At 35.6% G+C, this 26,388-nt stretch carries 29 protein-coding genes and 1 tRNA gene; 14 read left to right on the forward strand and 16 right to left on the reverse strand.

Features of this window, described 5'->3' with window-relative positions; translation table 11 throughout:
* Positions 1–18: 18 nt before the first annotated feature.
* Both rpoC and GZ212_RS09595 read left to right on the forward strand, forming a co-directional pair.
* Positions 19–4,320, forward strand: coding sequence for a DNA-directed RNA polymerase subunit beta' (gene rpoC / locus GZ212_RS09590; protein ID WP_166959383.1), 4,302 nt, complete (start codon positions 19–21; stop codon positions 4,318–4,320).
* A gap of 52 nt (positions 4,321–4,372) precedes the next feature.
* Entirely contained in the window at positions 4,373–4,690 is a 318-nt protein-coding gene (locus GZ212_RS09595; RefSeq protein WP_053972368.1) for a DUF3467 domain-containing protein, read from the forward strand.
* Positions 4,691–4,745: 55 nt separating this feature from the next.
* Here the strand turns inward: GZ212_RS09595 and GZ212_RS09600 are convergent, their stop codons facing one another.
* Together GZ212_RS09600 and GZ212_RS09605 are read right to left on the reverse strand one after the other, a co-directional pair.
* The gene (locus GZ212_RS09600) at positions 4,746–4,979 is read right to left on the reverse strand and encodes a (4Fe-4S)-binding protein (RefSeq protein ID WP_053972369.1); all 234 of its coding nucleotides are present in this window, start codon (positions 4,977–4,979) and stop codon (positions 4,746–4,748) included.
* A 152-nt stretch (positions 4,980–5,131) separates the two neighbouring features.
* The gene (locus GZ212_RS09605; RefSeq protein WP_166959386.1) at positions 5,132–6,721 is read right to left on the reverse strand and encodes a peptide chain release factor 3; all 1,590 of its coding nucleotides are present in this window, start codon (positions 6,719–6,721) and stop codon (positions 5,132–5,134) included.
* Between the two features lie 124 nt (positions 6,722–6,845).
* Here GZ212_RS09605 and idi point away from each other — a divergent pair, with 124 nt between their 5' ends.
* The 5 genes from idi to GZ212_RS09630 all read left to right on the forward strand — a co-directional run bounded on the left by idi (position 6,846) and on the right by GZ212_RS09630 (position 9,185).
* Positions 6,846–7,373, forward strand: coding sequence for an isopentenyl-diphosphate Delta-isomerase (gene idi / locus GZ212_RS09610; RefSeq protein WP_166959388.1), 528 nt, complete (start codon positions 6,846–6,848; stop codon positions 7,371–7,373).
* Positions 7,370–7,780: a 6-carboxytetrahydropterin synthase gene (locus GZ212_RS09615; RefSeq protein WP_053972372.1), complete on the forward strand. Its 411-nt coding sequence runs from the start codon at positions 7,370–7,372 to the stop codon at positions 7,778–7,780. The genes idi and GZ212_RS09615 overlap by 4 nt, the downstream gene beginning before the upstream one ends.
* Before the next feature lie 4 nt (positions 7,781–7,784).
* On the forward strand, positions 7,785–8,756 hold the full coding sequence (locus tag GZ212_RS09620) for a type I phosphomannose isomerase catalytic subunit (protein ID WP_166959391.1): 972 nt from the start codon (positions 7,785–7,787) through the stop codon (positions 8,754–8,756).
* 28 nt (positions 8,757–8,784) lie between these two features.
* The gene (locus GZ212_RS09625) at positions 8,785–9,054 is read left to right on the forward strand and encodes a hypothetical protein (protein ID WP_053972374.1); all 270 of its coding nucleotides are present in this window, start codon (positions 8,785–8,787) and stop codon (positions 9,052–9,054) included.
* Positions 9,055–9,111: 57 nt separating this feature from the next.
* Positions 9,112–9,185: transfer RNA gene (locus GZ212_RS09630), tRNA-Thr, on the forward strand.
* Positions 9,186–9,218: 33 nt separating this feature from the next.
* Here GZ212_RS09630 and GZ212_RS09635 read toward each other — a convergent pair.
* From GZ212_RS09635 to GZ212_RS09670, 8 genes are all read right to left on the reverse strand, one after another.
* Entirely contained in the window at positions 9,219–9,911 is a 693-nt protein-coding gene (locus GZ212_RS09635) for a DUF4369 domain-containing protein (RefSeq protein WP_166959394.1), read from the reverse strand.
* 54 nt (positions 9,912–9,965) lie between these two features.
* On the reverse strand, positions 9,966–11,231 hold the full coding sequence (locus GZ212_RS09640; RefSeq protein ID WP_166959396.1) for a DUF819 domain-containing protein: 1,266 nt from the start codon (positions 11,229–11,231) through the stop codon (positions 9,966–9,968).
* 54 nt (positions 11,232–11,285) lie between these two features.
* Complete coding sequence (locus GZ212_RS09645; RefSeq protein ID WP_082316614.1) at positions 11,286–11,456, reverse strand: Arc family DNA-binding protein; 171 nt, start codon at positions 11,454–11,456, stop codon at positions 11,286–11,288.
* 10 nt (positions 11,457–11,466) lie between these two features.
* Positions 11,467–11,970 carry a hypothetical protein gene (locus GZ212_RS09650; RefSeq protein ID WP_166959398.1) on the reverse strand — a complete coding sequence of 168 codons (504 nt, stop codon included), beginning with the start codon at positions 11,968–11,970 and terminating at the stop codon, positions 11,467–11,469.
* Between the two features lie 7 nt (positions 11,971–11,977).
* Positions 11,978–12,136 (reverse strand): DUF4177 domain-containing protein, encoded by a 159-nt coding sequence (locus tag GZ212_RS09655; RefSeq protein WP_166959401.1) that lies wholly within the window; start codon positions 12,134–12,136, stop codon positions 11,978–11,980.
* Positions 12,137–12,138: 2 nt separating this feature from the next.
* Positions 12,139–12,999, reverse strand: coding sequence for an SPFH domain-containing protein (locus GZ212_RS09660; RefSeq protein ID WP_166959404.1), 861 nt, complete (start codon positions 12,997–12,999; stop codon positions 12,139–12,141).
* A 229-nt stretch (positions 13,000–13,228) separates the two neighbouring features.
* Positions 13,229–14,167 (reverse strand): alpha/beta hydrolase, encoded by a 939-nt coding sequence (locus GZ212_RS09665; protein WP_166959407.1) that lies wholly within the window; start codon positions 14,165–14,167, stop codon positions 13,229–13,231.
* Positions 14,168–14,530: 363 nt separating this feature from the next.
* On the reverse strand, positions 14,531–15,130 hold the full coding sequence (locus GZ212_RS09670) for an alpha-ketoglutarate-dependent dioxygenase AlkB (protein WP_166959410.1): 600 nt from the start codon (positions 15,128–15,130) through the stop codon (positions 14,531–14,533).
* A 24-nt stretch (positions 15,131–15,154) separates the two neighbouring features.
* Here GZ212_RS09670 and GZ212_RS09675 point away from each other — a divergent pair, with 24 nt between their 5' ends.
* The gene (locus tag GZ212_RS09675) at positions 15,155–15,829 is read left to right on the forward strand and encodes a M15 family metallopeptidase (protein ID WP_166959413.1); all 675 of its coding nucleotides are present in this window, start codon (positions 15,155–15,157) and stop codon (positions 15,827–15,829) included.
* Here the strand turns inward: GZ212_RS09675 and GZ212_RS09680 are convergent.
* Positions 15,822–17,558, reverse strand: a complete 1,737-nt coding sequence (locus GZ212_RS09680) for a M14 family metallopeptidase (RefSeq protein ID WP_206080423.1) — start codon at positions 17,556–17,558, stop codon at positions 15,822–15,824. The genes GZ212_RS09675 and GZ212_RS09680 overlap by 8 nt on opposite strands.
* Before the next feature lie 176 nt (positions 17,559–17,734).
* Here GZ212_RS09680 and GZ212_RS09685 point away from each other — a divergent pair, with 176 nt between their 5' ends.
* Positions 17,735–19,357, forward strand: a complete 1,623-nt coding sequence (locus tag GZ212_RS09685; RefSeq protein ID WP_166959416.1) for a SulP family inorganic anion transporter — start codon at positions 17,735–17,737, stop codon at positions 19,355–19,357.
* Positions 19,358–19,362: 5 nt separating this feature from the next.
* Here the strand turns inward: GZ212_RS09685 and coaD are convergent, their stop codons facing one another.
* Both coaD and GZ212_RS09695 read right to left on the reverse strand, forming a co-directional pair.
* The gene (coaD, locus tag GZ212_RS09690) at positions 19,363–19,821 is read right to left on the reverse strand and encodes a pantetheine-phosphate adenylyltransferase (RefSeq protein WP_166959419.1); all 459 of its coding nucleotides are present in this window, start codon (positions 19,819–19,821) and stop codon (positions 19,363–19,365) included.
* Between the two features lie 67 nt (positions 19,822–19,888).
* Positions 19,889–20,863: a D-alanine--D-alanine ligase gene (locus tag GZ212_RS09695; RefSeq protein ID WP_166959422.1), complete on the reverse strand. Its 975-nt coding sequence runs from the start codon at positions 20,861–20,863 to the stop codon at positions 19,889–19,891.
* A gap of 105 nt (positions 20,864–20,968) precedes the next feature.
* Here GZ212_RS09695 and GZ212_RS09700 point away from each other — a divergent pair, with 105 nt between their 5' ends.
* The 3 genes from GZ212_RS09700 to yaaA all read left to right on the forward strand — a co-directional run bounded on the left by GZ212_RS09700 (position 20,969) and on the right by yaaA (position 23,419).
* On the forward strand, positions 20,969–21,526 hold the full coding sequence (locus GZ212_RS09700; RefSeq protein ID WP_053972386.1) for a PASTA domain-containing protein: 558 nt from the start codon (positions 20,969–20,971) through the stop codon (positions 21,524–21,526).
* A 3-nt stretch (positions 21,527–21,529) separates the two neighbouring features.
* Positions 21,530–22,570, forward strand: coding sequence for an RluA family pseudouridine synthase (locus tag GZ212_RS09705; RefSeq protein WP_166959425.1), 1,041 nt, complete (start codon positions 21,530–21,532; stop codon positions 22,568–22,570).
* A gap of 90 nt (positions 22,571–22,660) precedes the next feature.
* A complete protein-coding gene (gene yaaA / locus GZ212_RS09710; RefSeq protein ID WP_166959428.1) occupies positions 22,661–23,419 on the forward strand; it encodes a peroxide stress protein YaaA in 759 nt (252 codons plus the stop codon).
* A gap of 26 nt (positions 23,420–23,445) precedes the next feature.
* On the opposite strand, the gene GZ212_RS09715 is transcribed toward yaaA, so the two are convergent.
* Entirely contained in the window at positions 23,446–23,574 is a 129-nt protein-coding gene (locus GZ212_RS09715; RefSeq protein ID WP_082316616.1) for a 30S ribosomal protein THX, read from the reverse strand.
* A 165-nt stretch (positions 23,575–23,739) separates the two neighbouring features.
* Between GZ212_RS09715 and GZ212_RS09720 the strand changes: the two genes are divergently transcribed.
* Complete coding sequence (locus GZ212_RS09720) at positions 23,740–24,384, forward strand: CDC27 family protein (protein ID WP_166959431.1); 645 nt, start codon at positions 23,740–23,742, stop codon at positions 24,382–24,384.
* Positions 24,371–25,036: a uracil-DNA glycosylase family protein gene (locus GZ212_RS09725; protein WP_166959434.1), complete on the forward strand. Its 666-nt coding sequence runs from the start codon at positions 24,371–24,373 to the stop codon at positions 25,034–25,036. The genes GZ212_RS09720 and GZ212_RS09725 overlap by 14 nt, the downstream gene beginning before the upstream one ends.
* Here GZ212_RS09725 and GZ212_RS09730 read toward each other — a convergent pair whose 3' ends face one another.
* The gene (locus GZ212_RS09730; protein WP_166959438.1) at positions 25,037–25,393 is read right to left on the reverse strand and encodes a MauE/DoxX family redox-associated membrane protein; all 357 of its coding nucleotides are present in this window, start codon (positions 25,391–25,393) and stop codon (positions 25,037–25,039) included. It abuts the gene before it with no gap.
* The gene (locus GZ212_RS09735; RefSeq protein ID WP_166959443.1) at positions 25,386–26,366 is read right to left on the reverse strand and encodes a carboxypeptidase-like regulatory domain-containing protein; all 981 of its coding nucleotides are present in this window, start codon (positions 26,364–26,366) and stop codon (positions 25,386–25,388) included. The genes GZ212_RS09730 and GZ212_RS09735 overlap by 8 nt, the downstream gene beginning before the upstream one ends.
* Positions 26,367–26,388: the final 22 nt, after the last annotated feature.

Below are 26,388 nucleotides of genomic sequence, written 5' to 3' on the forward strand. Positions count from 1 at the left end.
TCGATAGTACCATATATTATGGCAAGAAAACAAGATAAGAATACAGTACAGAGATTTAATAAAATCTCTATTGGTTTGGCTTCTCCTGAATCTATTTTAGCAGAATCTAGAGGTGAAGTTCTAAAGCCAGAAACTATTAATTATCGAACTCACAAACCAGAGCGTGATGGTTTGTTCTGTGAGCGTATTTTTGGTCCTGTTAAGGATTACGAATGTGCTTGTGGAAAATATAAGCGTATCAGATATAAAGGAATTATTTGCGACAGATGTGGTGTTGAAGTGACTGAGAAGAAGGTTCGTCGTGATCGCGTTGGACATATTAACCTAGTTGTTCCTGTAGCACATATTTGGTATTTCCGTTCTTTACCAAACAAAATTGGTTATTTATTAGGATTGCCTTCCAAAAAGTTGGATATGATTATTTACTACGAAAGATACGTAGTTATCCAACCTGGTATTGCTAAAAATGCAGAAGGGGAACCTTTACAAAAAATGGATTTCTTAACGGAGGAAGAATATCTAAATATTTTAGAATCGATTCCACAAGAAAATCAATACTTAGAAGATACAGATCCAAACAAGTTCATCGCCAAAATGGGGGCTGAATGTTTGATTGAATTGTTAGAAAGAATTGACCTTGATGGCTTATCATATGAGTTAAGACATAAGGCTAATAATGAAACTTCTAAGCAACGTAAAACAGAAGCTTTAAAGCGTTTGCAAGTCGTTGAAGCGTTACGTGAATCTAACGAAAACAGGGAAAACCGTCCAGAATGGATGATTATGAAGGTGATTCCAGTTATTCCACCAGAATTACGTCCGTTAGTGCCATTGGATGGTGGTCGTTTTGCAACTTCAGATTTAAATGACTTATACCGTCGTGTAATTATCCGTAACAATCGTTTGAAGCGTTTGGTAGAAATCAAGGCTCCAGAAGTGATTTTGCGTAATGAGAAGCGTATGTTACAAGAGTCTGTAGATTCATTATTTGATAACACTCGTAAGTCTTCTGCTGTTAAAACAGATTCAAATAGACCACTTAAATCATTATCAGACTCGCTTAAAGGTAAGCAAGGACGTTTCCGTCAAAACTTATTAGGTAAGCGTGTTGACTATTCTGCTCGTTCTGTAATTGTTGTAGGACCAGAATTGAAATTGTATGAGTGTGGTTTACCAAAAGATATGGCGGCTGAACTTTACAAACCTTTTGTAATCCGTAAATTGATTGAAAGAGGTATTGTAAAAACCGTTAAGTCTGCTAAGAAAATTATAGATAGAAGAGAGCCTGTGGTTTGGGATATTTTGGATAATGTCATTAAAGGACATCCAGTTTTACTAAACCGTGCTCCTACATTACACCGTTTAGGTATTCAAGCGTTTCAGCCTAAATTAATTGAAGGTAAGGCAATCCAGTTGCACCCATTGGTAACTACGGCATTTAACGCCGACTTTGATGGGGATCAAATGGCAGTTCACTTACCATTAGGACCAGAAGCTATTTTGGAAGCCCAATTATTAATGTTGGCTTCTCACAATATCTTGAATCCAGCAAACGGATCTCCTGTAGCGGTTCCTTCTCAGGATATGGTACTTGGTCTTTATTATATGACCAAAGAGCGTCGTTCTACTGATGAAGTTAAAATCAAAGGTGAAGGATTGACCTTCTATTCTCCTGAAGAAGTAGTAATTGCTTATAATGAGAAGCGTGTTAACTTGAATGCTGCAATTAAAGTAAGAACCTTTGATTTCAATGAAGAAGGAAAAATTGCACTTCAAATTATAGAAACTACCGTAGGACGTGTATTGTTTAATCAAACAGTTCCACATTCTGCAGGATATATCAATGAGGTTTTAACTAAAAAATCTTTAAGAAATATCATCGGTAGAATCTTGAAAGTTACTAGTGTTCCTGAAACAGCCGATTTCTTGGATGAAATCAAAGAATTAGGATATCGTTTCGCTTTCCAAGGTGGATTATCATTTAGTTTAGGAGATATTATCATCCCTGCTGAGAAGCAAAGCATGATTGACCGTGCCAATACACAAGTTGACGGTATCATGATGAACTATAACATGGGATTGATTACCAATAATGAGCGTTATAACCAGGTGATTGATATTTGGACTTCTACCAATGCTGAATTGACTGAATTGTCAATGAAGCGTATTAGAGAAGATCAACAAGGTTTCAACTCGGTATATATGATGCTTGACTCTGGTGCAAGGGGATCTAAAGAACAGATTCGTCAGTTAACTGGTATGCGTGGTTTGATGGCTAAGCCTAAAAAATCAACTGCTGGTGGTGGTGAAATTATTGAAAACCCGATTCTTTCTAACTTTAAGGAAGGTCTTTCAATTCTTGAATACTTTATCTCTACCCACGGTGCTCGTAAAGGTCTTGCGGATACGGCTCTTAAAACGGCAGATGCTGGTTACTTAACCCGTCGTTTGGTGGATGTGTCTCAGGATGTTATTATCAACACTGAGGATTGTGGTACGTTAAGAGGAGTAGAGGTTTCTGCACTTAAGAAAAATGATGAGATTGTTGAGTCATTATCTGACAGATTAATTGGACGTATTTCATTGAATGATGTATACGATCCGTTAACTGATGAGTTATTGGTTTCTTCAGGTGACCTAATTGATGAGAAAATTGCCAAGGCTATTGAAAACTCTCCATTAGAGTCGATTGAAGCACGTTCTCCATTAACATGTGAGGCACAACAAGGTATCTGTTCTAAATGTTATGGTAGCAATTTAGCTACTGGTAAGATGGTTCAAAGAGGTGAGGCTGTTGGTGTTGTTGCAGCACAGTCCATTGGTGAGCCTGGTACTCAGTTAACACTTCGTACGTTCCACGTAGGAGGTATTGCAGGTAACATTTCAGAAGAAAATAAATTGATCGTTAAGTTTGATGGTGTTGCTGAAATCGATGACCTTAAAACTGTTAAGGGAGAAGATAATGAAGGTAATGAAGTAGATATCGTTATCTCTAGAACATCAGAACTTAAACTTGTTGATAAGAAAACAGGAATTGTTTTAAGTACAAACAACATTCCTTATGGTTCTAGCATCTTTATTAAAGATGGTCAAGATCTTAAGAAAGGTGATGTAGTATGTCAATGGGATCCATATAACGGGGTAATTATCTCTGAGTTTGCTGGTAAGGTAAAATATGAAAACATCGAACAAGGTGTGACATATCAAGTTGAAATCGATGAGCAAACAGGATTCCAAGAAAAAGTAATTTCTGAATCTAGAAATAAAAAATTAATCCCTACACTTCATATCGAAGATTCTAAGGGAGAAACTATTAGATCTTACAACCTACCGGTTGGCGCTCACTTGATGATTAATGATGGTGAGAAGATTAAAGTAGGTAAAATCTTGGTTAAGATACCTCGTAAATCTGCTAAGGCAGGGGATATTACGGGAGGTTTACCACGTGTAACAGAATTGTTTGAAGCACGTAATCCTTCTAACCCAGCAGTGGTAAGTGAAATAGATGGTGTTGTTTCCTTCGGAAAAATCAAGAGAGGTAACCGTGAAATTATCGTTGAGTCCAAATTAGGAGAAATTAAGAAGTACTTAGTTAAACTATCAAATCAAATCTTGGTACAAGAGAATGACTTTGTGAAAGCTGGTATGCCATTGTCTGATGGATCAATTACTCCAGATGATATCTTAAATATTAAAGGACCATCTGCTGTACAACAGTATTTAGTGAATGAAGTTCAAGAAGTATACCGTTTACAAGGGGTGAAGATTAATGATAAGCACTTTGAGGTTATTGTAAGACAAATGATGCGTAAGGTACAAATCATTGATTCTGGTGATACCACGTTCTTAGAAGATCAATTAGCTCATAAATCTGATTTCATTAACGAAAATGACAAGATTTTCGGAATGAAGGTTGTTGAAGATGCTGGTGATTCTGATAACTTGAAGCCAGGTCAAATTCTTACTCCAAGAGAATTGAGAGATGAGAACTCTATTTTACGTAGAGAAGATAAGAATCTGGTTGTAGCTAGAGACGCTAGACCAGCTACAGCTTCTCCGATTTTACAAGGTATTACAAGAGCGTCACTACAAACGAAGTCATTTATCTCTGCAGCTTCCTTCCAGGAAACTACTAAAGTTCTTAACGAAGCAGCTGTAAATGGTAAAGTAGACTATCTTGAAGGACTAAAAGAAAATGTTATTGTAGGTCACAGAATTCCAGCTGGTACTGGTATGAGAACCTACGACAATATAATAGTTGGTTCTAAAGAGGAGTTTGAAGAAATGATGCAAGCCAAACAAGAAGTAAATTATAACTAAAAAGAATTCCCGCGTTAAGCGGGATTCTTTTTTTAATTCATATCAAAGTATTATGGCAGAAGATCAAAAAAATAAAAAGCCAGGACAAATTAATATTGAATTGGATGAAAAAGTAGCAGAAGGAACTTATTCCAATCTGGCTATAATAAATCATTCGGTTTCAGAATTTGTAGTGGATTTTATAAGTATTATGCCAGGAACACCTAAGAGTAAGGTGAAATCTCGTATTATTTTGACACCACAACATGCCAAACGTTTGTTGAAAGCCTTAGCCGATAATGTGCAAAGATTTGAAAATAATCATGGTGAAATCAAAGATTATGAGCAACCACCGATTCCATTGAATTTTGGTCCAACAGGTGAAGCCTAATTAAAATTAAAAACCCTTTGAATATTCAAAGGGTTTTTTGTTTTTTAAAAGTTAGTTAGCTTGCTCGTTTCTTTGTATTTCTACAATACTTCAAAGCCTTTGAAGGGCATTTCTTGATTTGGTTGATAATTCTTTCAGACTCAGCACCATCGAGTTTAACCCATGGAATGACTGATGTTCTAAAAACATCCGAAAGTTCTTTAGCACATCTTTCGGCATGAATACACAACCTAGGTTCGTAGGTTACAGTAATGTCTTCATTACTGTACACATTGGCATGTGTTTCCATAAGTAGATTATTTTTGGGGTTTATAATCAAGTATGAATTTACAGATTGTTTTTAATATTTTCATAAAAAAATCGACAATCAGCATCTTTATTTTTAAATATTCTCAATTTCGTATAATAATTCTTACGGAATTGATATCGTTGTTTAAATTGTTAATTAAATTCTGATGTTAAATGAAACTTAATACTAGGATATTTTTGTTGTGTCATTTGTAATGAAAACATCGAGTCTGCCAAAAATACGAGTTGGCCTCTTTTATCTTTAGCCAAATAGCGTTGTTTTACTCTTAAGAATTCCTTGTATTCCTCATTTTTTGGATCATCAGGATCTACCCAGCATGCTTTGTGTACCGCAACACTTTCATAAGTACATTTAGCCCCATATTCATGCTCCAATCGATATTGTATGACTTCATATTGAAGTGCTCCTACCGTTCCAATGACTTTACGACCGTTGAGTTCCAATGTAAATAACTGGGCAACACCTTCATCCATTAATTGATCAATACCTTTATTTAGCTGTTTTGATTTTAGCGGGTCAGCGTTATTGATGTATCTAAAGTGCTCTGGAGAGAAACTAGGAATTCCTTTGTAATGGATTTCTTCTCCTTCCGTCAAGGTATCTCCAATTTTAAAGTTTCCTGTATCGTGAAGTCCCACTATATCTCCTGGAAAGGAGATATCTACAATTTCTTTTTTCTCAGCAAAAAAGGCATTCGGACTTGAGAATTTTAATTTTTTACCATGGCGTACGTGTAGGTAAGGTGTATTGCGCTTAAATTCTCCAGAAACAATTTTTATAAAGGCCAATCGGTCTCTGTGATTGGGATCCATGTTGGCATGGATTTTAAATACAAATCCGGAAAAACTTGTTTCATCAGGTTGTACCATGCGTTCTTCACTTTGTTTAGGTCTGGGTTTCGGTGCAATCTCCACAAAGCAATCTAAAAGTTCACGCACTCCGAAGTTATTAAGAGCAGAGCCAAAAAATACGGGTTGCTGTTCTCCATTTAAGTAAGCCTCTTTATCAAAGGTAGGGTAGATACCTTCAACCAATTCTACCTCTTCCCTTAAAGTATTGGCTGCTTTTTCGCCTACTAATTTATCTAGTTCGGGAGCACTAAGATCATTGATTTCTATAGTTTCCTCTATATCCTTTCTACTATCACCTGTAAATAGATTGATATTTTTCTCCCAGATATTATAGATACCTTTAAATTCATATCCCATACCTATTGGAAAACTTAATGGCACTACGTGAAGCCCTAATTTTTGTTCGATTTCATCCAATAGGTCAAAAGCATCCTTTCCTTCTCGGTCTAATTTATTGATGAAAACAATCATAGGAATGTTTCTCATCCTACAAACTTCAACCAACTTTTCAGTTTGTTCCTCAACCCCTTTAGCCACATCAATTACTACAATCACACTATCTACAGCCGTTAAGGTTCTAAAGGTGTCTTCGGCAAAATCCTTGTGCCCGGGAGTGTCCAAAATGTTAATTTTAAAACCATCATATTCAAAAGCTAGAACAGAGGTTGCAACGGAAATTCCACGTTGACGTTCAATTTCCATAAAGTCACTAGTTGCTCCTTTCTTTATTTTGTTGCTTTTTACAGCACCTGCTTCTTGAATAGCACCTCCAAATAAAAGTAGCTTCTCTGTTAAGGTTGTTTTACCTGCATCTGGATGCGAAATAATTCCAAAGGTTCTTCTTCTGTTGATTTCTTTTATAAAACTCATATTTTCACTCAAATGGGTTGCAAAGATACTATTATTAATGTCATATCGATAGTGAGTATGTCTATGATTTAATTTTAATATAAGTTTGATTAAATTTTTAAATCAGGATTGGTATTTTTACACTATGAAAGAGGAGAAAGTTATTTTAGTTAACGAAAAGGATGAACCCATTGGGTTGATGGAAAAAATGGAAGCACATGAAAAGGGTTTGCTTCACAGGGCTTTTTCAGTATTTGTTTTTAATGATAGAAATGAACTTATGTTGCAGCAAAGAGCTGCCCATAAATACCATTCCCCATTTTTATGGACCAATACCTGTTGTAGCCATCAAAGAGAAGGGGAGAGCAATATAGAAGCTGGAAAGAGAAGGTTGATGGAAGAAATGGGGTTTTCTTGTGATTTAGAGGATACAATATCCTTTATTTATAAGGCTCCTTTTGACAACGGATTGACAGAACACGAATTTGACCACATTCTAATAGGGCACTATAATGAAGCTCCACAACTCAACCCGGATGAAGTTATGGATTGGAAATGGATGACGTTGGAAGAAGTTCATGCTGACATAGCTTCACATCCTGAAAAATATACAGCGTGGTTTAAAATAATCTTTGATAAATTTTACGAACATATCAATATTTCAAAGGCATGAGATTAACGGTTAGTAGAAAAGCACATTTTAATGCAGCTCATAGATTATTCAGAAAGGATTGGAGTGATGAAAAAAACTTTGAGGTGTTTGGTAAATGTAGTAATCCCCATTTCCATGGTCATAATTACGAGTTAATTGTAAGTGTCACTGGGCGAATCAATCCTGAGACTGGATTTGTAATAGATATGAAGTTTCTTAAGGAATTGATTAGAGAAGAAATAGAGGAGGCTTTTGATCATAAGAATCTCAATCTAGAAGTTGAAGAATTTAAAGATTTAAACCCAACCGCCGAGAATATAGCTGTCGTTATTTATAAAAAATTACGTCCCAAATTACGAGAACAAGTAGATTTGGAAGTTACCCTTTATGAAACCCCAAGAAATTTTGTAACCTATACAGGTAGTTAATTATATGAATGAATTATTATACCCCATTAAATTTGAACCTATACTTAAGGAACGAATTTGGGGAGGTACCAAGCTTAAAACGTATTTTGGAAAATCCAGTAAATTGGAAAAAGTAGGAGAGAGCTGGGAAATAAGTGATGTAAAAGGGGATACCTCTGTGGTATCCAATGGACCTTTACAAGGAACAACATTGAAGGAATTACTCACTAAATATAAAGGGGGGCTTATCGGACTTCAGAATTATAAAATCTTTAATGACCAGTTTCCTTTACTAATCAAGTTTATTGATGCTAAGGAAGATTTGTCAATTCAATTGCACCCAAATGACCAATTGGCAATGGAGCGTCATAATTCTTTTGGAAAGACCGAAATGTGGTATGTGGTACAGGCCGATGAAAATGCCAATTTGATTGTGGGATTTAATCAGAAGGTGACTCCAGGAGTTTACTTGGAAAATTTGGAAAATAAAACCTTACCGGCTATTCTGAATACTGAGAAAGTGAAAGCAGGTGATACCTTTTTTATTGAAGTAGGTAGAATACATGCTATAGGTGCGGGAGTTATGGTAGCTGAGATCCAACAAACATCTGATATTACCTATAGGGTTTATGATTGGGATCGCGTAGATGACCATGGAAATTCTAGGGAGCTACATAATGATTTGGCTATAGATGCCATTAACTATGATATGCCTGATAATTTCAAAATATCATATGAGAAGACAGTTAACCAACCAAATGAGATGGTAGAATGCCCCTATTTTAAAACCAACTTCATCCATTTGACAGATACCCTAATTAAGCATAATAGTAAGGATTCTTTCTTGATTTATATGTGTGTGGAAGGGGAAGCAGAAATTCAAACCCAAGATTACAAAGAAACTGTTAAGCAAGGAGAAACCGTGCTTCTTCCAGCAGCTGTAGAGCATTTTAAAATATTGGCTAAGAATGCAAAGCTATTGGAAGTTTATGTATAATTTTGCAGATACATTAAAATTATAAATTATGGCAAGTAAAAGAGACCTTAAGAAAGACATCAATTATGTTTTAGGTGATATTATTGAAGCTGTTTACGTTTGGGAATATTCCAATCCAGAAAAAGACACTAAAAAAAGTGAGGCAATTATTGATGAAGCAATTGAAACTTTTGATTCATTAATGGCAAAGGTTAGTGATAGAAGTGTTGAAGATAAAAAAGCACACTTTAAATCTATTAACCAAGAATTGGAAAGCAAAGGAAAAGAACTGATAGAAAAAGTAAATAAACTGAGCTAAGATTTAAAAAAAATGTTTGCAGATGTCAAATCCATGATTGATATTTGCAGCCGTTTTGCCTCCATAGCTCAGTTGGCTAGAGCAGCTGATTTGTAATCAGCAGGTCGTGGGTTCGAGTCCCTCTGGAGGCTCAAAAAAAATTCCACCTATTAGGTGGAATTTTTTTATTCTTTATTGTCTGCTATATGCTTTTCAAGCATCTTCCCATATTTAGAGGCCTGCACTTTTGGAGTGAGTGATTGGTAAATGGTATCCAGCCATTTGGTTTGGGCATCGTAAATCTCGGTTAAGGTAACATAGGGAGCTACTTCACTGTCTTTATTATTGATCGCAAAGTTTACGGTAAATAAATACTTGCTTTTTAGCAACTTCTCCCAATCTTGAATATTTTTTTCAATCAAGGCACTATCTCCAGCTTTTTTGGCTTCAAATTCTTCCTTGATCAATTCCAGATTTTTATCCTTGTATCTTGTAATAACCTTTAGGTAATCTTCATACAATTTTTGTTGTTCAGACCCATTAACTTTGGCATCTACCATAAAGTTTTTTAGGGTAGAGTTTATTTCGGTAATTCCCTTGTCTGCAAAAAAGACAATTTTTTCATCTGGTTTGCTTTGGTTGTTCTTATCTAAGCTTAGATAGAAAGCTTCTGGAGTTTCTATATCACTATAAAGTATAAAATCTGAGGAGCCATTCAAGGCAACAGAGTCCACAGTTACAATGGTAGAATCTTGTTGTTTTTCTAAATAAATGGTTCCTTTTTTTAGTCCTTCAATATGTCCTTTTACAGTAAGATCGCGTTCTTTACTACAGGAGAGAATGGCTAATAAACAGATAAGGGCTGCTAGATGTTTCATTGATTTAATTCAAATTTTAATGGAAGCAAATATCTTATAATTATTGGTTTTTTACTAACCTCCCGAGGCTATTTTCATTAATTCAGCACAAGCAATGGCACCATAGGTTCCCACCACATATCCAAAGACGGCCAAAAGAGCACCAACTGTCGCCAATGAGGGATGAAAAGCGGCTGCAACCACTGGGGCCGAGGCTGCACCACCAACATTAGCTTGACTACCAACGGCCAAGAAAAAATAAGGTGCTTTTATCATTTTAGCTACTACAATCAAAAGAATAACATGAATTAGCATCCAAACCAGTCCAATTAAAATAAGTCCCGGGTTTTCAAACAATTTGGTGAGATCCATTTTCATTCCTATGGTGGCAACCAATATGTAAATAAAAACGCTTCCAATTTTACTGGCTCCGGCGCCTTCGAGATTTTTGGCCTTTGTGAAAGAAAGGAGGATACCAATCAAAGTAGCAATAGAAATTAGCCAAAAGAACCCGCTTCCAAAGGATGATAGAGCGCTTTTGGGGTCACTAATAATTTCGAAATGACTACTTAAAAAAGTGGAGATTTTTTCTGAGCCAAAATGCGCTAATCCTACCGCTACAAAGGCACACATTAGTATAAGCATGTAATCGGTTACCGTGGGTACTCTTTTTATTTTTTCACTAAAGTTTTGAACTTTGTTTTGAAGTTCGTCTATAGCGGTGTTATCAGCTTGTAACCAGGAATCGATTTTTTTTCGTTTTCCGATTCCCAAAAGGATAACTGCCATCCAAATATTGGCCACTACAATGTCAACTAAAACCATACCGCCATAAAGTTCTTGGTTGAATTCATATATTTCCAACATGGCTGCTTGGTTGGCTCCACCACCTATCCAACTTCCTGCCAAAGTAGCCAATCCCCTCCAAACGGCATCAAATCCGGCACCACCAACCGTTTCGGGAGAAAATATGGAAATGATTAAAATGGCGATGGGTCCACCAATGATAATTCCTATAGTGCCAGTAAAGAACATAACTAGTGCTTTCCAACCCAGATTAAAGACCGCTTTTAAATCGATGCTTAGAGTGAGTAAAACCAGAGATGCCGGTAGAAGATATCTACTGGCGATGAAATAGGTTTTGGAAATCTCATCAGAAATTAAATTTAAAGAACTAAAGATGGCCGGAATAAAATAGCACATTAAGAGTCCTGGAATGTATTTGTAGAACTTAGGCCAAAAACCTGTTTTTCTAGATTCAGTATAAAATACAAAGCCTAAGGCCAACATTAATAAACCAAAAACGATGGCATCATTGGTAAAAACAGTTTCCTTTATCATAAATAAAAAGTTAAAGTGGCAAATTACCGAATACTTTATAAAACAAAAAACGACCTACCGGTCGTTTTTATCTTTTTTGGGTTCTCTTTTGGCTTCTTTCAGACTTTGCATGAGCATCCATTCTATTTGACCATTGGTACTTCGAAATTCATCCGAAGCCCATTTTTCTATGGCTTTCAGCATGTCTTCGTTGATTCTTAACGCAAAGGCTTTCTTTTTGCTCATAGTACTGGTTTTAAATTTCGTACTCTTTCGACTTGAATTTTCTTATGGCATTGTAAAATTCTGAAGCTTTCTGAGTTCCTATTAAAATGGGTTTTTTTGAATTATAATTTATTTTGATTGCTTTATCTGTGCCAATGGAAGTGATACTATCCGTTTTAGAAAAAAAATTCCACTTACCTACACCATAGCCATGATTCATGCTGGAATAATTTTGAATTTGAAAATCATTGATATTTTCAAATGGAATTAACTTCCAATTTCTACAAAAAGGGGGATACTTATAAGAAACTCCCTGGGCATCCACTTTGGTGTACAAAGCGGAAAATCTTATAAAAAGAGCAATGAAAACATTTAGCAATAAAATCATTCCTAGGCTAAACATAAATTCATTCATACTCATATTACCTTTTTTGACATCATTGTAAAGAATAAGTGAAACGACAAGTAAATCGGTGCTTAATAATATGTAAATCCAATTCCCGACGCGTTGGGTTTCGTTAAATTCTTTAATCATGTTGCTACTATCTGTTTTTATCGCGTTCAAAGATGGCCACTGAAAAAGTTTGATGCATAAATTTTAATTCCCAACCTTCTCGAGAGTATTGATTTAGGAGAGTTTCCAGCTTTTCATTACGCTTGATCAATCCAGCTTTTGTATTGACTACTTTATATTCTTTCATTTCTAATGGTTTAATGTGCCCGCATTTACTACAGGAGAGGCATCTTTATCTCCACAAAGTATCACCATGAGGTTACTCACCATAGCAGCTTTACGCTCGTCATCAAGTTCCACTATTTCTTTCTTTCCAAGTTCGTTTAAAGCCATTTCTACCATGCTTACGGCGCCTTCAACAATTTTATGTCTGGCTGCTACAATGGCTGTTGCTTGTTGGCGTTTCAACATGGCGTTGGCTATTTCCTGAGCATATGCAAGGTAGCCAATTCTGGCCTCCAAAACTTCTATCCCTGCTATTGAAAGGCGTTCGTCTACTTCTTTTTCTAGAGCTTCACTCACCTCGTTAACGCTTGACCGAAGGGTAATGTCTTCTTCATGGCCGTCATCAGCAAAATTATCATAGGGATACATACTTGCCAGTTTTCTCACGGCAGCATCGGTCTGAACCTTTACGAAGTTCTCATAATTATCTACATCAAAAGCTGCTTTGTAGGTGTCTTGAACTCTCCATACCAAAATGGTACTTATCATAACTGGATTTCCCAATTTGTCATTTACCTTTAATCGTTCACTATCAAAATTGCTAGCTCGTAAAGAAATCTTCTTTTTAGTATATAACGGATTAACCCAATAAAATCCATTTTGTTTCACACTACCTACATATTTTCCAAATAGCAATAATACTCTGGAACCGTTAGGCTGTACCATAATAAAACCTGGAGCTACGAGTAAGGAAAGTACAATGATTAAAAGAAATAACGGATTTTGAGTAATAATGGTGCTTGCAATACCTCCAAAAAATAGAATAAGGAAAACAAACAACATGAGATAACCGTTGGCAGGAACAATAGTTTTTTCTTCTTTCATGATTATGATATTAAAATGATATCATAAATATATTAAAATTAATTAATAGGTGCTAATAATTTCTTAAAATCTTGTACTTGGTAACTTTGGCACGGGAATTGCCTTATACAAGATGTTACTACACATTGTGCTTGGACAGTGTGGTTACTTGAAAAGCGTGTAGTACTTTTTCATATTTTTTGGTTGGTTAGTTAAGTAAAAAAGCACCTTTCGGGGTGCTTTTTTCGATTTACTTGGAAGGGTTTTTTATAAACTTTGTCAGGGTAGTAAGCAATTCGGGATTTACTTTTCTAAAGGTTTCTGCATAAGATTTGGAATTTTCCAAATCATCACCTTCTATGGTAAAGAAAACATGGTTCATATTGTCAATAATCACCAATTTTGAATTTTTTGATGCTTTGTGCAAGGATTCTGATTCTTCAATGGGCACCTGTAAGTCTTTGGAGCCATTAACAATCAAAACAGGTATAGACAGTTGAGACAAAACTTCTATAGGTTTGAATTGAAACCAACTGCTCATAAAAGGCTGAATACTTTCATTGAATATAGAAGAAAGCTGTTGCGGGTAGTCGCTGGTTGTTTTTCCTTCCTTTAAAAGGGCAATGACTCTTTCTGAATCTGCCTTATACATGGGAGCTGTTTTTTCAATTTCCTTTATAAGAACGTCATCAAAAGATTTTCCCGATCCAGCCAGTGAGATAAAACCATCTACATGCTGTTCGCTGGATAGCATTCCAACCAAACTTCCTTGTCCGTGACCTATTATGAAAATTTTATCAAAGGGACGTTCACTTTTAAAGTAATGCACTATAGCTTTTGCATCTGTAACAAAATCATTAAATACAATATCAGAATCTAGATTGCCTCTTCTTATTTGTTTAACGGTTCTCTTATCATATCTAAAAGTGGCGATACCATTTTGTGCTAAGCCTATAGCCAATTTTTTTAAGGAGTTGTTCTTTTGGAAATTTTGATTGCCATCTCTATCGGTAGGGCCAGAATCAGCAATAATGATTGCCAGCGTCTGGGTGGTTTCTTTTGGGGATAACAAACTACCGTCAATCATGGCATTGATAGCAATGTTTTCTTCCACTAGATCCACATTTTCCTGTGCCTTTATAGTGGCGGACAAAAAGAAAAGGACAATGACAAAATATTTAATATTCATAAAACAATAATAAGGATAGACTTAGCAACTACTTCTATAACGTAAATATCCTACCAAATAATTTATTTACCATGGAATTTTATGATAAATTATCATTCTATTTTTTATGTAATTCGTCGATTAAAAGCGTTATTTCACCTGCATATGTTAAAAAAATATGTATTTCATCGAAAAAAGATGTATTTAAACGTTTAAAATCAAATTAAATAATACATTTGAAATGTACTAAAAGACATACTTTTTAGTTCAATGGATTAATTAATTAATATTTGCATTATGTTGTTGATACTAGAGACCCTAAATCTAACTACATTATAAAAGATGCAAATAAAACTAAACCGAGGTTGAGGGGCCTCGGTTTTTTTATTCAATTTTCCTAAAGGTCAAATTAATTCTTTCTCCTACTTCTTTTTGCGTTTTTGGAATTTGATGCAACCAAAATTGTTGCATGGGTGGTTTCATGATTAATAAACTTCCCGAAGTTAAATCCAATTGATGTTTTTCTGTTTTTAAATTTCTGTGCTTAAATTGAAATTTTCTTGTTTCTCCAAAACTTAAGGATGCAATCGTAGGTGAAGAGCCCAATTCTTTCTCATTATCGGCATGCCATCCATTACTATCCTTACCATGTCTGTAAAAGTTTAAAAGGATGGTAGTGAATTTTTCATTGGTTGCCGATTCTACATCCTTTAAAAGCTTCAACAAAAGTTGAGTCATTTTATGGGGCCTCATAGTAATATTTGAATAGGAGTAAGGAATGCTATTGGTGGCATATAACGATGTTAACCGAGGTTGTTTATGAATTTTACCAAAAAGTGCGATCTCGTCTTGCTGCCAAAGAATCTCTTCTTTTAGTGAATTGAAAATTTGAAGAGCTGAGGTGTTATCATAGAAACAAGGGTTATATATTAGCTCAGCATCTGGCAATTGGAATGTCTGTAAATCCTTAGGAAAAAGAGTCATACATTTTATTTAAATTAGCTTTCTATGAAATATACAATAAGTGTTTTAATCTTTGTGATTTTCGGTTTTTTTTCCACCCAAAAGGAACCACTTCCTGAAGGCTTTGTTTATGTTGATGAAATCATCCCTGATTTAGAAGTTGAATTACGTTATTATTCCACCCATAATTTTGTAGGCGATACCATTGCCGGATATCATGCCAATAGATTGATTCTCACCTTGGAGACGGCAGAGGCTTTAAAAATGGTTCAAGAAGATTTAGAAAATGAAAATTTATGTCTAAAAGTGTATGATGGTTATAGACCACAACAGGCAGTTAATCACTTTGTGCATTGGGCAAGGGAATTAAATGATACTATAAATAAACAGGAATTCTATCCAGAGGTCAAAAAAGGTAACCTTTTTAAAGAAGGTTATATAGCTTCCAAATCTGGACATAGCAGAGGGAGCACTGTAGATTTGACCATTATTGATGCAGAGACTTTAGAACCCCTTGACATGGGAAGTCCGTATGATTTTTTTGGTGTTCAATCTTGGGTATCTTATCAAAGTATTTCGGCAAAACAAAAGGAGAACCGTTTACGTCTACAAAGAGTCATGCAGAAACATGGATTTAGAAGCTATTCCAAGGAATGGTGGCATTTCACTTTGAGAAACGAACCTTTCCCCGATACTTATTTTAACTTTTCTATTAATTAATACGATAAATCGGGTAATTCATGTGGGCAGCCTCGTAATTATCGCTTTTTTGAAATAACCATTCCAATTGGGCATACCAATTTTTTGCAAAGTTACCATCGGTATACTTTTTGTTTTCAAATTCCCGTTTCAAATCGGGGTTCTGCTTCAGCATTTCGGAAGCTTTGTCTTCCCAAACATAAGGTGAGAAGCCTTCTTTTTGCTGCAGAATAGTATCAAAGAAATTCCAGTTGAAAAAGGAATCTGGTGCTTGAGGCTCAAAAGTTTCCAACAAATATCTGATTCCTTTCTGTTGTGTATTGATGATGAAATCTCCTGCTCTAAATGTTTTTTCAACTTTTGACGAAAGAATTTGAGTGTTGTAATGAAGGTAATGACCTTCATAAGGAGAATTTCGTGTTTCGAAAGATTGGATTCTATAACTTTCTACAGAAATGGTGGTATCCTTTTGAATCTGGGTCATTTCTATTTGATTCAGTTTTAAAAGCTCAATCACATGATGCCAACCTTGAGGAATGATATAAGCTTTTGGGATATCCACTTCAACCGAAGGAACAAAATAATTTTGATAATTGACCTGTTTTGAAAAAGGTTGGTCGCGATGGTATTTTAAACGACTTAACCCCGTGACTTCACTGGTAATAATTTCTCCTTCATAACCTTTAAATTCAAGTGTCGAAAATCTGGTAGTATCGATTTTGTAATCTAAAGGGTAGCTTTCGTTAGGCTTGTATTTAGTAGTTTGTTGTTCTTTAAAAACTCGAATTTTTTCTCCATGTGTCTCGGTCAAGTTCACAACGGTCTGCATGAATAAATAGGTACCTTCAACACGTTGCTTGTAGGGTTTGAGCATGTGGGTTTCAAGCATCATTCCCAGTGTGCCCCATAAAGTTGTATAGCCTGTGGAATAGCGTGGATAGTCCATAAATTGACTGAATCCTTTTTCGGGGACTGCGTTAAATACATTGACATAAGGCGTTATGTCCCATGATTTTGATGAAAGTTCTTGCTCCAGTTGAGGTCTGAATGTTTCATGGATAAAGGCACCCATGGGGCCTCCCATTTTATTGTGTTGTGTAAATAAATGTGTGAGAACATATTGATAATCGGCACCGTTACTCACGTGATTGTCTATAAACACATCTGGATTTACCAAGTGGTATATTTCTGCAAAGGATTTAGCATTCTCGGTATCACATTTTATAAAATCCCTATTCAGGTCATAATTTCGGCTATTACCTCTAAAACCATATTCCTTAGGTCCATTTTGATTGGCTCTGGTTCCTGAATTTCTATTCAAGCTACCGCCAATATTATAAATAGGAATGGTTGCTATAATCGTATTTTTAGGAGCTTTAAGCTGGCCACTGGCGTAATCTCTAAAAAGCATCATGGTAGCATCAATACCATCTGGTTCTCCTGGGTGAATACCATTATTGATTAAGAGGATACGCTTGTTTTTTCTGTTTGAATCAAAATCAAAATTCCTTTCAGGATCAAAGGTGACTAGGTGAAGTCGCTCCCCTGAATCGGTAATGCCCATACTGTCCACAGTAATTGTTGGATAGGCCGTTGCCAAGTTCTGGTAATAGGCAATGACGTCATAGTAGGCCGCTGTTTCCAATCCATTGGATTTTTCAAATTGTGTAACGAAATTTTCTTGGCAAAAACCATACTTAAACCAAAGGCATAAGATTCCTGTAATGATGTAAAAAAATCTTTTTTTCATGGAATTCCTTTTTGAAGAAAATAATTAGGGACTAAAATTGAAAATTTTATTTCAGATAGGCAATTTTGAATTTTCATGAAAGGCATTCTAGAATAGAGGAGCAGACTACTATGTTTGCTTCTAAAACTTGTAAACTTGGATATTAACCTTATTTTTGCAGCTTAAACCAACTTATCATGACGGAATTCATCAGAAAGAGAGCGGCAAATGCCAAAAATGATATTTTAAGTGGAATTACGGTAGCTCTGGCTTTAGTGCCAGAAGCGGTTGCTTTTGCTTTTGTAGCCGGAGTTGATCCTTTAGTTGGTTTATATGCAGCCTTTATGATTGGTTTGATCACATCAATTTTTGGAGGCCGTCCTGGAATGATAAGTGGTGCCACTGGGGCACTGGCTGTAGTGATGGTTCATTTGGTTGCCGAAGGAAATGCGATGGGGGCAGAAGGGGAGAACTTAGGATTATATTACCTGTTTGCAACCGTTATTTTAATGGGGATCATTCAAATGTTGGCTGGTGTTTTTAAACTTGGAAAATTTGTAAGACTGATTCCACACCCCGTAATGATGGGATTTGTCAATGGTTTGGCCATCGTTATTTTTATTGCCCAACTTGGGATGTTTACATCCATAGAAAATGGAACGGCAGTTTGGATGCATGGAAAAGAATTATGGGTAATGATTGGGCTGGTAGCTCTTACCATGGGAATTATGTTTGGGTTGCCTAAATTGACCAAAAAACTTCCAGAGGCCCTAATAGCTATATTAGTGGTATCGGCCATTGTTATTTTTGGCGGTTTGGATGTTGCTACCGTAGGAAGTTTTATTCGTGAAGGTGGAGGTAGTGGTCTCGAAGGTGGACTTCCTTCTTTCCAATGGGATATTTTTAATAAAGTACCTCTTAATTTACAAACCTTAAAATTCATTGCGCCATATGCACTGATTTTAGCAGCCGTTGGGTTAATAGAATCTTTAATGACTTTAAATCTTATTGATGAATTAACCGAAACAAGAGGAAATGCCAACAGGGAATGTTTAGCTCAAGGAGGGGCAAATATTGTAACTGGCTTATTTGGCGGAATGGGTGGATGTGCCATGATTGGACAATCCATTATCAATATAAAAGGAGGAGGAAGAACACGATTATCAGGAATTGTGGCCGCTATAGGATTACTCATGTTTATTCTTTTTGGTTCTTCGCTTATTGAACAAGTGCCAATTGCAGCTTTAGTAGGTGTAATGTTCATGGTAGTCATAGGGACCTTTGCATGGAGTAGTTTTAGAATCTTCAATAAAATTCCTCGAAGTGATCTTTTTGTTTTAATTCTTGTTTCTGGGTTAACTGTAATTTTTGATTTGGCCATAGCGGTTTTTTCAGGAGTGATAGTCAGTGCTTTGGTTTTTGCTTGGGAAAACGCCAAACGCATTAGAGCTAGAAAAAGAATGCGTGCCGATGGTACTAAAATTTATGAAATTTGGGGACCGCTTTTCTTTGGGTCTATTAAGGCATTTAATGAAAAGTTTGACGTCAAAAATGATCCAGAAAAGGTAGAAATTGATTTTGTGGAATCTAGAATTAGTGACCATTCTGCCTTGGAAGCAGTTTACAATTTGGTTAACAAATATGAAGAAGCAGGAAAGTCAATCAAACTGAAACACTTAAGTGAAGATTGTAAAGAATTGCTTTATAAATCCAGTCCTAAATTTAGGGAAGTGGTAGTAGAAGATATTGATGACCCCAGATATCATTTGGCTGCCAATCCTGAAAAATTCACCAAATCTTTATCTGAATACGACTTCTAAAAGGTTTATTTAATGACTACGCTATCGGGAACCAATTGAGTGTAGTTTCCATTGTTTTTGATAACATCCCTAACAATGCTAGAGCTGATGTAGGAGGTCTTGGCTGCCGTTAAAAGGAACACAGTCTCAATACCTCCAGAAAGATGTCTGTTGGTGTGTGCAATGGCCTTTTCAAACTCAAAATCAGCTGGATTTCTCAGACCTCGCAAGATAAAGGGAACTTCTATTTCATTACAAAAATCAATAGTAAGACCCGTATAGGTTACCACTTTCACCTTGGGTTCATCTTTAAAGGCATCTTCAATAAACTTTTTTCGCTCTTCCAATGAAAACATATATTTCTTATCGGAGTTTATTCCTATGGCAACAATAATTTCATCAAACAGCTTGACGCCTCTTTGAATAATATCATAATGGCCTAAGGTGATTGGGTCAAAAGATCCAGGAAATATAGCTCGTTTCATCGATTAATATTTTGTAGCAGATTTTGATTGATAGTTATAAAACTTCGAGGTTATAAAATTACAGATTTTATTTCAAAGCTTCTTCAATGGCATTTTCAAAGAGTTCAGACAAGGATATTCCAGCTGCTTTGGCTTGTTGAGGTAAAATACTCTCTTTTGTTAAGCCAGGAACGGTATTGACTTCCAACAAATGCGGCTCTCCATCCTTAAAAATAAATTCACTTCTAGAAAAGCCAGTCATTTTTAAAACTTGATAAATCTTTTTGGCTTTTTCCGAAACCTTGTAGGTCCACTCATCACTTATTCTGGCTGGGGTGATTTCTTGAGATTGTCCCAAGTATTTAGCTTGGTAATCAAAAAAATCATTGTCGCTTACAATTTCAGTAATCGGCAATACTTTGATTTCTCCCTGGTAGGAGATGACTCCCACTGAAACTTCGGTCCCATCCAAAAATGATTCAATAATGATTTCATCATCTTCCTTAAAAGCAATATTAATAGCGTCTTTCAATTTTTCCTTTTCATAAACTTTGGTGACTCCAAAACTGCTTCCGGCTTTATTAGCTTTTACAAAACAAGGTAACCCAACTTTTTTGATTATAGCTTCTTCATCAATATCATCCCCAAAATTCAAATAGAAGGATTCTGCTGTTGCGATGCCATATGGTTTTAAAACACTAAGACAGTCTCTCTTATTAAATGTTAAGGCTGCTTGATACATCCCACAGCTGGTTTGGGGAATTCCTAATAAATTAAAGTAGGCTTGCATAAAACCATCTTCACCAGGGCTACCATGTATAGCATTGAAAACACAGTCAAAAGTGATTTTTTCTCCATCATGGATAATTGAAAAATCATTTTTATCAACTGGAAATTCAATGCCATTGTCATTCACATAAACCCATTTGTTTTTGAAAATGTGAATTCTATAAGGGGTATATTTATTGGAGTTTAAGGTTTCGTATACTACGTTACCGCTTTTTAAGGATATTTCATATTCACTCGAATATCCTCCCATTATGATGGCTATGTTTTTTTTCATAGAGATAAGAAACGATGGTAAAATATCGTTAAGCTAAAATATCACTAATAAATCAAAAGTAAAAACAGTTCGGTTTTTATATATTTGTTGGGTAAAAAATTATAAATGAGTCTGATTAATTTCCTGAGAAGTAAAGCTTTTTTAAAACAAATTGTCTTGGCTGTAGTAGCCATTTTTGTTATCAGCTTTTTGTTGTTGAGATGGTTGAATAGTACCACCAATCATGGTGAATTTGAGACCGTTCCAGATTTAACGGGGAAATCCATAGAAGTTGCCAAAATAGCCTTGGATGATAACCACTTGCAAATGGAAGTATTGGATTCTTCAAATTTTAATCCCGATTATCCAAAGTATTCGGTTATAGAACAAGATCCACCAGCTGGGAAACAAGTTAAGGAGGACCGAAAAATCTATTTAACGTTGAATCCATCCGGTTACAGAAAAGTTATGGTTCCAGAGTTAAGGGAGAGAACCTTAAGACAGGCCAAACCAACCTTGGAGGCTTTGGGTTTTGAATTGGGGGAATTAACGTATAAAGACAACATTGCGAAAGATGTGGTTTTAGGAGTGATTTATGATGGAAAACCTTTGGAGGCTGGTGAAATGCTGCCCAAAAAATCCAAAATAGATTTAGTATTAGGAAACGGAAATAGACCAGAATAGGTTATGGCTGAGGTAATCAATGATATCGATGAGCAAGATGATGAGCTCTATGAACACTATGCTTTTACTGCAGAGAAAGGGCAACAACCTTTACGCATAGATAAATACCTTATGAATTTTATTGAGAATGCAACCAGAAATAAAATTCAAGCAGCCGCAAAGAGTGGAAATATCTATGTTAACGATATTCCTGTAAAACAAAATTACAAGGTCAAACCTTTTGATAAAATAAGGGTGATGTTTGAACATCCACCTTATGAATATTTATTGACGCCCGAAGATATACCGTTGGATATTGTCTATGAGGATGATGAGGTATTGGTCATTAATAAACCAGCTGGATTGGTTGTGCATCCAGGCCATGGTAATTACTCCGGAACCTTAATCAATGCCTTGATATATCATTTTGAAAATTTGCCCAATAATTCTAGTAATAGACCAGGCTTGGTTCATAGAATTGATAAGGATACGAGTGGTTTATTGGTCATTGCCAAAACTGAAGAGTCCATGACGCATCTTTCCAAACAGTTTTTTGATAAAACCAGTGAACGGGAATATGTAGCCTTGGTCTGGGGAAATGTGGAGGAAGATGCAGGAACCATAGAAGGCCATATCGGGCGTCACCCAAAGAATAGATTACAAAATACAGTTTTTGAAGGAGATGAAGCTGATAAAGGAAAACCAGCTATTACCCATTTCAAGGTATTGGAGCGATTAGGATATGTAACGTTGGTATCCTGTAAGTTGGAAACGGGAAGAACCCATCAAATCCGTGTGCATATGAAACATATCGGACATACTTTGTTTAATGACGAACGTTATGGAGGACACCTTATTTTAAAAGGGACCACTTTCACAAAATATAAGCAATTTGTAGAAAATTGTTTTAAGACTTTGCCTAGACAAGCGCTTCATGCAAAAACACTTGGTTTTGTTCATCCTAAAACTGGAGAAACATTACGTTTTGATACACAGTTGCCTGAAGATATGCAGCTGTGTATAGAGAAATGGCGCAATTATGCAAAACATCAGGAACTATTATAATTTTTCCTTATTCCTTTATTATAAAACTCTTAAGATTGTGGTTGCTGAATAGCCTTTCCATTTGTATTTTTGGAATAAATAAATCAATTTATGAAACTGGTATTATCACCCGCTAAATCTTTAGATTACGAAAGTCAATTACCTACAAACAAACACACGGAAGCCTGTTTTTTAAAAGAGGCAGATAGACTGAATAAATTATTAAAAAAGAAGTCGGCCAAAAGTCTTTCAAAATTGATGCATATATCCGATAGTTTAGGGCAATTGAATTATGAGAGAAATCAAGAATGGGAATTGCCGTTTACACCAGAAAATTCAAGACCGGCTGTATATGCCTTCAATGGTGATGTGTATCGTGGATTGGATGCTTATGAGATTTCTTTAGATAAATTGGATCGGGTACAAAATACAGTGAGGATTTTATCAGGTTTGTATGGGGTCCTTAAGCCTTTAGATTTAATTCAACCATATCGTTTGGAAATGGGAACCAAAATGCCCGTTGGGAAGAATAAAAACCTTTACGAGTTTTGGAAGAAGAAAGTAACCCAAGCGCTTAATGAGGAATTAGAAGATGACGAATTGTTCCTGAATTTGGCAAGTAATGAGTATTACAAAGCCGTTGATGCTAAAGCGTTAAAAGTACCTGTGATTACAGCAACCTTTAAAGAATTCAAAGGAGGTGAATATAAAAACATAGCTATTTTTGCGAAACTAGCCCGTGGGTTGATGGCAAGATATATTATTGAAACAAATGCTCAAACCGTTGAAGACCTTAAAGGATTTAATTATGAAGGCTATGGTTTCAGCGAAGAACTATCTTCTAAAACTGAATTGGTTTTCACTAGATAAGATAGTGAGATAAGTACCTAGGATTCTTACTGTGCTTTTTTGTTAACGTTTATCTTATCTTCAGGTTTTGGTTTCTTTTTGATTCGGGGTCTCCTTACCCCGTGTGAACCTCTATTAATTTTACCGCGTTTGGTTTTTTTGTCTCCTTTGCCCATTTTATTTTTTTAGCATTGTGTGTCCTCAAGATAATAATTTTTTTATTTTCACTGTTGTAATTATCGTTAGAAGTGAGTTATTATTATTTAGTCATTGCTGTTCAGGGCTTTTGTATATTTCATGCCATAAAAAATCATAAAGAATACTACTGGTACTTAATTATTATGTTTTTACCTCTTGTAGGAGGTATTATTTATTTGCTTACTCAAGTTTTGAACAGGAGAGATGTGAGTAAAATAAATAGCAATGTAACTTCTATTATTAATCCCACTAAAAAGGTAAAGGATTTAGGAAAACGTTTGGAGTTTTCTGATACTTATAAGAACAGGGTGGATCTTGCTGATGCTTATATGGAAATAGGAGATTTTGAAAATGCTATTTTTCATTTTAAAAGGACCTTAGAAGACCATAATGAAAATGATGTTTATGTCATAGAAAACCTCATTCTGGCCTTGTTTTTCAATTCAAATTATAACGAAGTTTTATTGTATGGTGAAAGGCTGAAAAAGGATTCGAGTTTTCAAGGTTCAAAAACCCAATTCATATTTGGACAGGCTTTAGAAAAACTGAATAAAATAGACGAGGCTGAAACAAACTTACGTCCTATAGATGTAAGATATTCAAATTATGAGGAAAGACTACTTTTAGCCAAGTTTTTGTTGAGGAATAACAAGGTTGAAGATGGTGAAGAAATAATTGAAGAAATTTTTCAGGAGTCAAAATATATGAATAAAATGAATAGAAGGCTTTATCGCTCTACTATTGTGGAGGTTGAAAAAATGAGAGCTGAATTTCATGTTCATTCATAAACATCCATATAAACCATTCATTCCAAAGCAGGCTACAAAACTAATAGTAGGTACACTGCCACCTCCCAGATTCTCAACAGGCAATCTAAAACCAGACGACGTGGACTTTTGTTATGGAAGTAGAGATGGGCAATTGTGGCGAATTTTAGACCAATTGTTTGATTTAAATCTAGTCTATGAAAACACCAAATATGCCATTGATCAGCGTAAAAATTTTTTGAAATCTCAAGGTATTGGTATTTGTGATATGGTTGAAAGTGCGCTTCGAGATAAAGTAGATGCCTCCGACATAGGCATGCAAGATGTGGTGTTAAGAGATCTTCTGGGACAAATTAAAGTTCATCCTAAAATAGATACCTTATTGTTTACAGGAGGCAACAGTAAAAATGGCCCGGAATATTTTTTCAGAAAACATTTAAAATTGAATGGATTGAAACTTACACCGATAAATCAAGAGGTTCCAAGAATACATGTCTTTTATGTCAAGGATAAAAATATGACTCGAACTATAAGAACAGTTTCGTTGACGGCGCCTTCCGGTAGTGCTAATAGGGCAGTAGGTAGTATGCCATTATACAAACAAATAAAACAGCGAAACCCAAGTTTTACAACCTTTGATTTTAGGGTGATGCAATACCGAGAGTTCTTTTAATTAAAAGTAATAAAAAGCCCAATACATTAAAACAAGCTGTAAAGGTATCCTTAAGATTAAAATCCATTTTGGGATTTTCGCACTGATTTTTTCATCATTCAACATATAGAAATGAACCGTTAAAAATACCAGTAGCATGCAAATAATTCCTAAAACAGCAAAAGGTCTGGTGGCCTTGATACAAACAGTAATGCCTAGGAGGATTTCCATGATACCACTCAAATAGACCAGAAGTTTATGGTTAGGTAAATAAAGAGGAATAATCCTCATATACATCTTGGGTTTGATAAAATGCATCAACCCTGCTAGGATGTAGAGACCTCCCATGAGGTACAAATGCCAAGGGTTACTATTCATCTTTATACTTCCTGTAACTTATTCCCATGCCGTAATTGTTTTTACCAGCCTTTAAAAGCGTAGATCCTTGAAAGCTTCCTTTTTGGAATGGTGACCATTCATTGGTATATTGAAACACCCTTTTTATAAAGGTTCTTGTTTCTCGAATTTCATCTGTAAAAGGCAACAAAGGTCTAAAGTTGGTAGGTATTTTAACCATGCCGCTTCTTGATTTGATTTCTTTATATTGCTTGTTAGGAAGTAGATTTCCCTGTTCATCGGTATAACCCATCACCTGAATGGAAATAAACAAACCGTTCTCTGGAATAAAGATTTGGTTAGATGTGACATCCAAGTCATATTGGTCGCCATCTTCCTCGGTAACTCTAAAAGTGACTTGTTGGTAGGTTAACGGGTCTCCCGGATAACCACCTTCGTTTTTATAAAATTGGGCCTTAAATAAGGTCGAAAATTCTTTTTTATCAGCATTGGACCGTTTCCGTTTGTTCCAATCTTCAGATTCCAAGGCAATGGGAAACTGTACAGAAGTTAATTGCTTTAATTCGGACCCCTCATTCTTGAAAAACACGGCAATTTCTGATTCCAAAGTTGGAAGCCAGCAACTGTAATAGTCATCATCTAAATAGGGTTTTAGTTTTTCTACCTTGTATTTGCGATCTTCTAAATTAGCATAAATTACCACCTCGTCTAAGTGATCTATTTCTTCCTCCATAAAGATGGTCTCTGGGAGTGGTTCAGCAGGAAGACTAAGGTCTTTGTAACCCAAAGCAGAAATGTATAAAGTGTCAATATCGGGATAAAGTTTTTTTGTGAAAGTAAAGCGACCTTGATCATTGGCAAAGACTCCAAATCCATCTCCAAATGATATGGTCGCAAATGAAACAGGATCATTGGTTTTTTTGTCAATTATTTTGGTTTGTGCAAAGTTCAATCCAAAGCTTAAAAGGACTATTAAAAGGATGCATTTTTTCATAGTCAAAAGATATTAATAAAAT

It is taken from the genome of Mangrovimonas sp. CR14 (genome assembly GCF_011764015.1).
In the GTDB taxonomy this organism is placed as follows: Bacteria; Bacteroidota; Bacteroidia; order Flavobacteriales; family Flavobacteriaceae; genus Mangrovimonas; species Mangrovimonas futianensis.

Coding starts and splice junctions, on each gene's coding strand:
- rpoC (WP_166959383.1), top strand. CDS start 19: ATGGCAAGAAAACAAGATAAGAATACAGTACAGAGATTTAATAAAATC.
- GZ212_RS09595 (WP_053972368.1), top strand. CDS start 4,373: ATGGCAGAAGATCAAAAAAATAAAAAGCCAGGACAAATTAATATTGAA.
- GZ212_RS09600 (WP_053972369.1), bottom strand. CDS start 4,979: ATGGAAACACATGCCAATGTGTACAGTAATGAAGACATTACTGTAACC.
- GZ212_RS09605 (WP_166959386.1), bottom strand. CDS start 6,721: ATGAGTTTTATAAAAGAAATCAACAGAAGAAGAACCTTTGGAATTATT.
- idi (WP_166959388.1), top strand. CDS start 6,846: ATGAAAGAGGAGAAAGTTATTTTAGTTAACGAAAAGGATGAACCCATT.
- GZ212_RS09615 (WP_053972372.1), top strand. CDS start 7,370: ATGAGATTAACGGTTAGTAGAAAAGCACATTTTAATGCAGCTCATAGA.
- GZ212_RS09620 (WP_166959391.1), top strand. CDS start 7,785: ATGAATGAATTATTATACCCCATTAAATTTGAACCTATACTTAAGGAA.
- GZ212_RS09625 (WP_053972374.1), top strand. CDS start 8,785: ATGGCAAGTAAAAGAGACCTTAAGAAAGACATCAATTATGTTTTAGGT.
- GZ212_RS09635 (WP_166959394.1), bottom strand. CDS start 9,911: ATGAAACATCTAGCAGCCCTTATCTGTTTATTAGCCATTCTCTCCTGT.
- GZ212_RS09640 (WP_166959396.1), bottom strand. CDS start 11,231: ATGATAAAGGAAACTGTTTTTACCAATGATGCCATCGTTTTTGGTTTA.
- GZ212_RS09645 (WP_082316614.1), bottom strand. CDS start 11,456: ATGAGCAAAAAGAAAGCCTTTGCGTTAAGAATCAACGAAGACATGCTG.
- GZ212_RS09650 (WP_166959398.1), bottom strand. CDS start 11,970: ATGATTAAAGAATTTAACGAAACCCAACGCGTCGGGAATTGGATTTAC.
- GZ212_RS09655 (WP_166959401.1), bottom strand. CDS start 12,136: ATGAAAGAATATAAAGTAGTCAATACAAAAGCTGGATTGATCAAGCGT.
- GZ212_RS09660 (WP_166959404.1), bottom strand. CDS start 12,999: ATGAAAGAAGAAAAAACTATTGTTCCTGCCAACGGTTATCTCATGTTG.
- GZ212_RS09665 (WP_166959407.1), bottom strand. CDS start 14,167: ATGAATATTAAATATTTTGTCATTGTCCTTTTCTTTTTGTCCGCCACT.
- GZ212_RS09670 (WP_166959410.1), bottom strand. CDS start 15,130: ATGACTCTTTTTCCTAAGGATTTACAGACATTCCAATTGCCAGATGCT.
- GZ212_RS09675 (WP_166959413.1), top strand. CDS start 15,155: ATGAAATATACAATAAGTGTTTTAATCTTTGTGATTTTCGGTTTTTTT.
- GZ212_RS09680 (WP_206080423.1), bottom strand. CDS start 17,558: ATGAAAAAAAGATTTTTTTACATCATTACAGGAATCTTATGCCTTTGG.
- GZ212_RS09685 (WP_166959416.1), top strand. CDS start 17,735: ATGACGGAATTCATCAGAAAGAGAGCGGCAAATGCCAAAAATGATATT.
- coaD (WP_166959419.1), bottom strand. CDS start 19,821: ATGAAACGAGCTATATTTCCTGGATCTTTTGACCCAATCACCTTAGGC.
- GZ212_RS09695 (WP_166959422.1), bottom strand. CDS start 20,863: ATGAAAAAAAACATAGCCATCATAATGGGAGGATATTCGAGTGAATAT.
- GZ212_RS09700 (WP_053972386.1), top strand. CDS start 20,969: ATGAGTCTGATTAATTTCCTGAGAAGTAAAGCTTTTTTAAAACAAATT.
- GZ212_RS09705 (WP_166959425.1), top strand. CDS start 21,530: ATGGCTGAGGTAATCAATGATATCGATGAGCAAGATGATGAGCTCTAT.
- yaaA (WP_166959428.1), top strand. CDS start 22,661: ATGAAACTGGTATTATCACCCGCTAAATCTTTAGATTACGAAAGTCAA.
- GZ212_RS09715 (WP_082316616.1), bottom strand. CDS start 23,574: ATGGGCAAAGGAGACAAAAAAACCAAACGCGGTAAAATTAATAGAGGT.
- GZ212_RS09720 (WP_166959431.1), top strand. CDS start 23,740: ATGTTTTTACCTCTTGTAGGAGGTATTATTTATTTGCTTACTCAAGTT.
- GZ212_RS09725 (WP_166959434.1), top strand. CDS start 24,371: ATGTTCATTCATAAACATCCATATAAACCATTCATTCCAAAGCAGGCT.
- GZ212_RS09730 (WP_166959438.1), bottom strand. CDS start 25,393: ATGAATAGTAACCCTTGGCATTTGTACCTCATGGGAGGTCTCTACATC.
- GZ212_RS09735 (WP_166959443.1), bottom strand. CDS start 26,366: ATGAAAAAATGCATCCTTTTAATAGTCCTTTTAAGCTTTGGATTGAAC.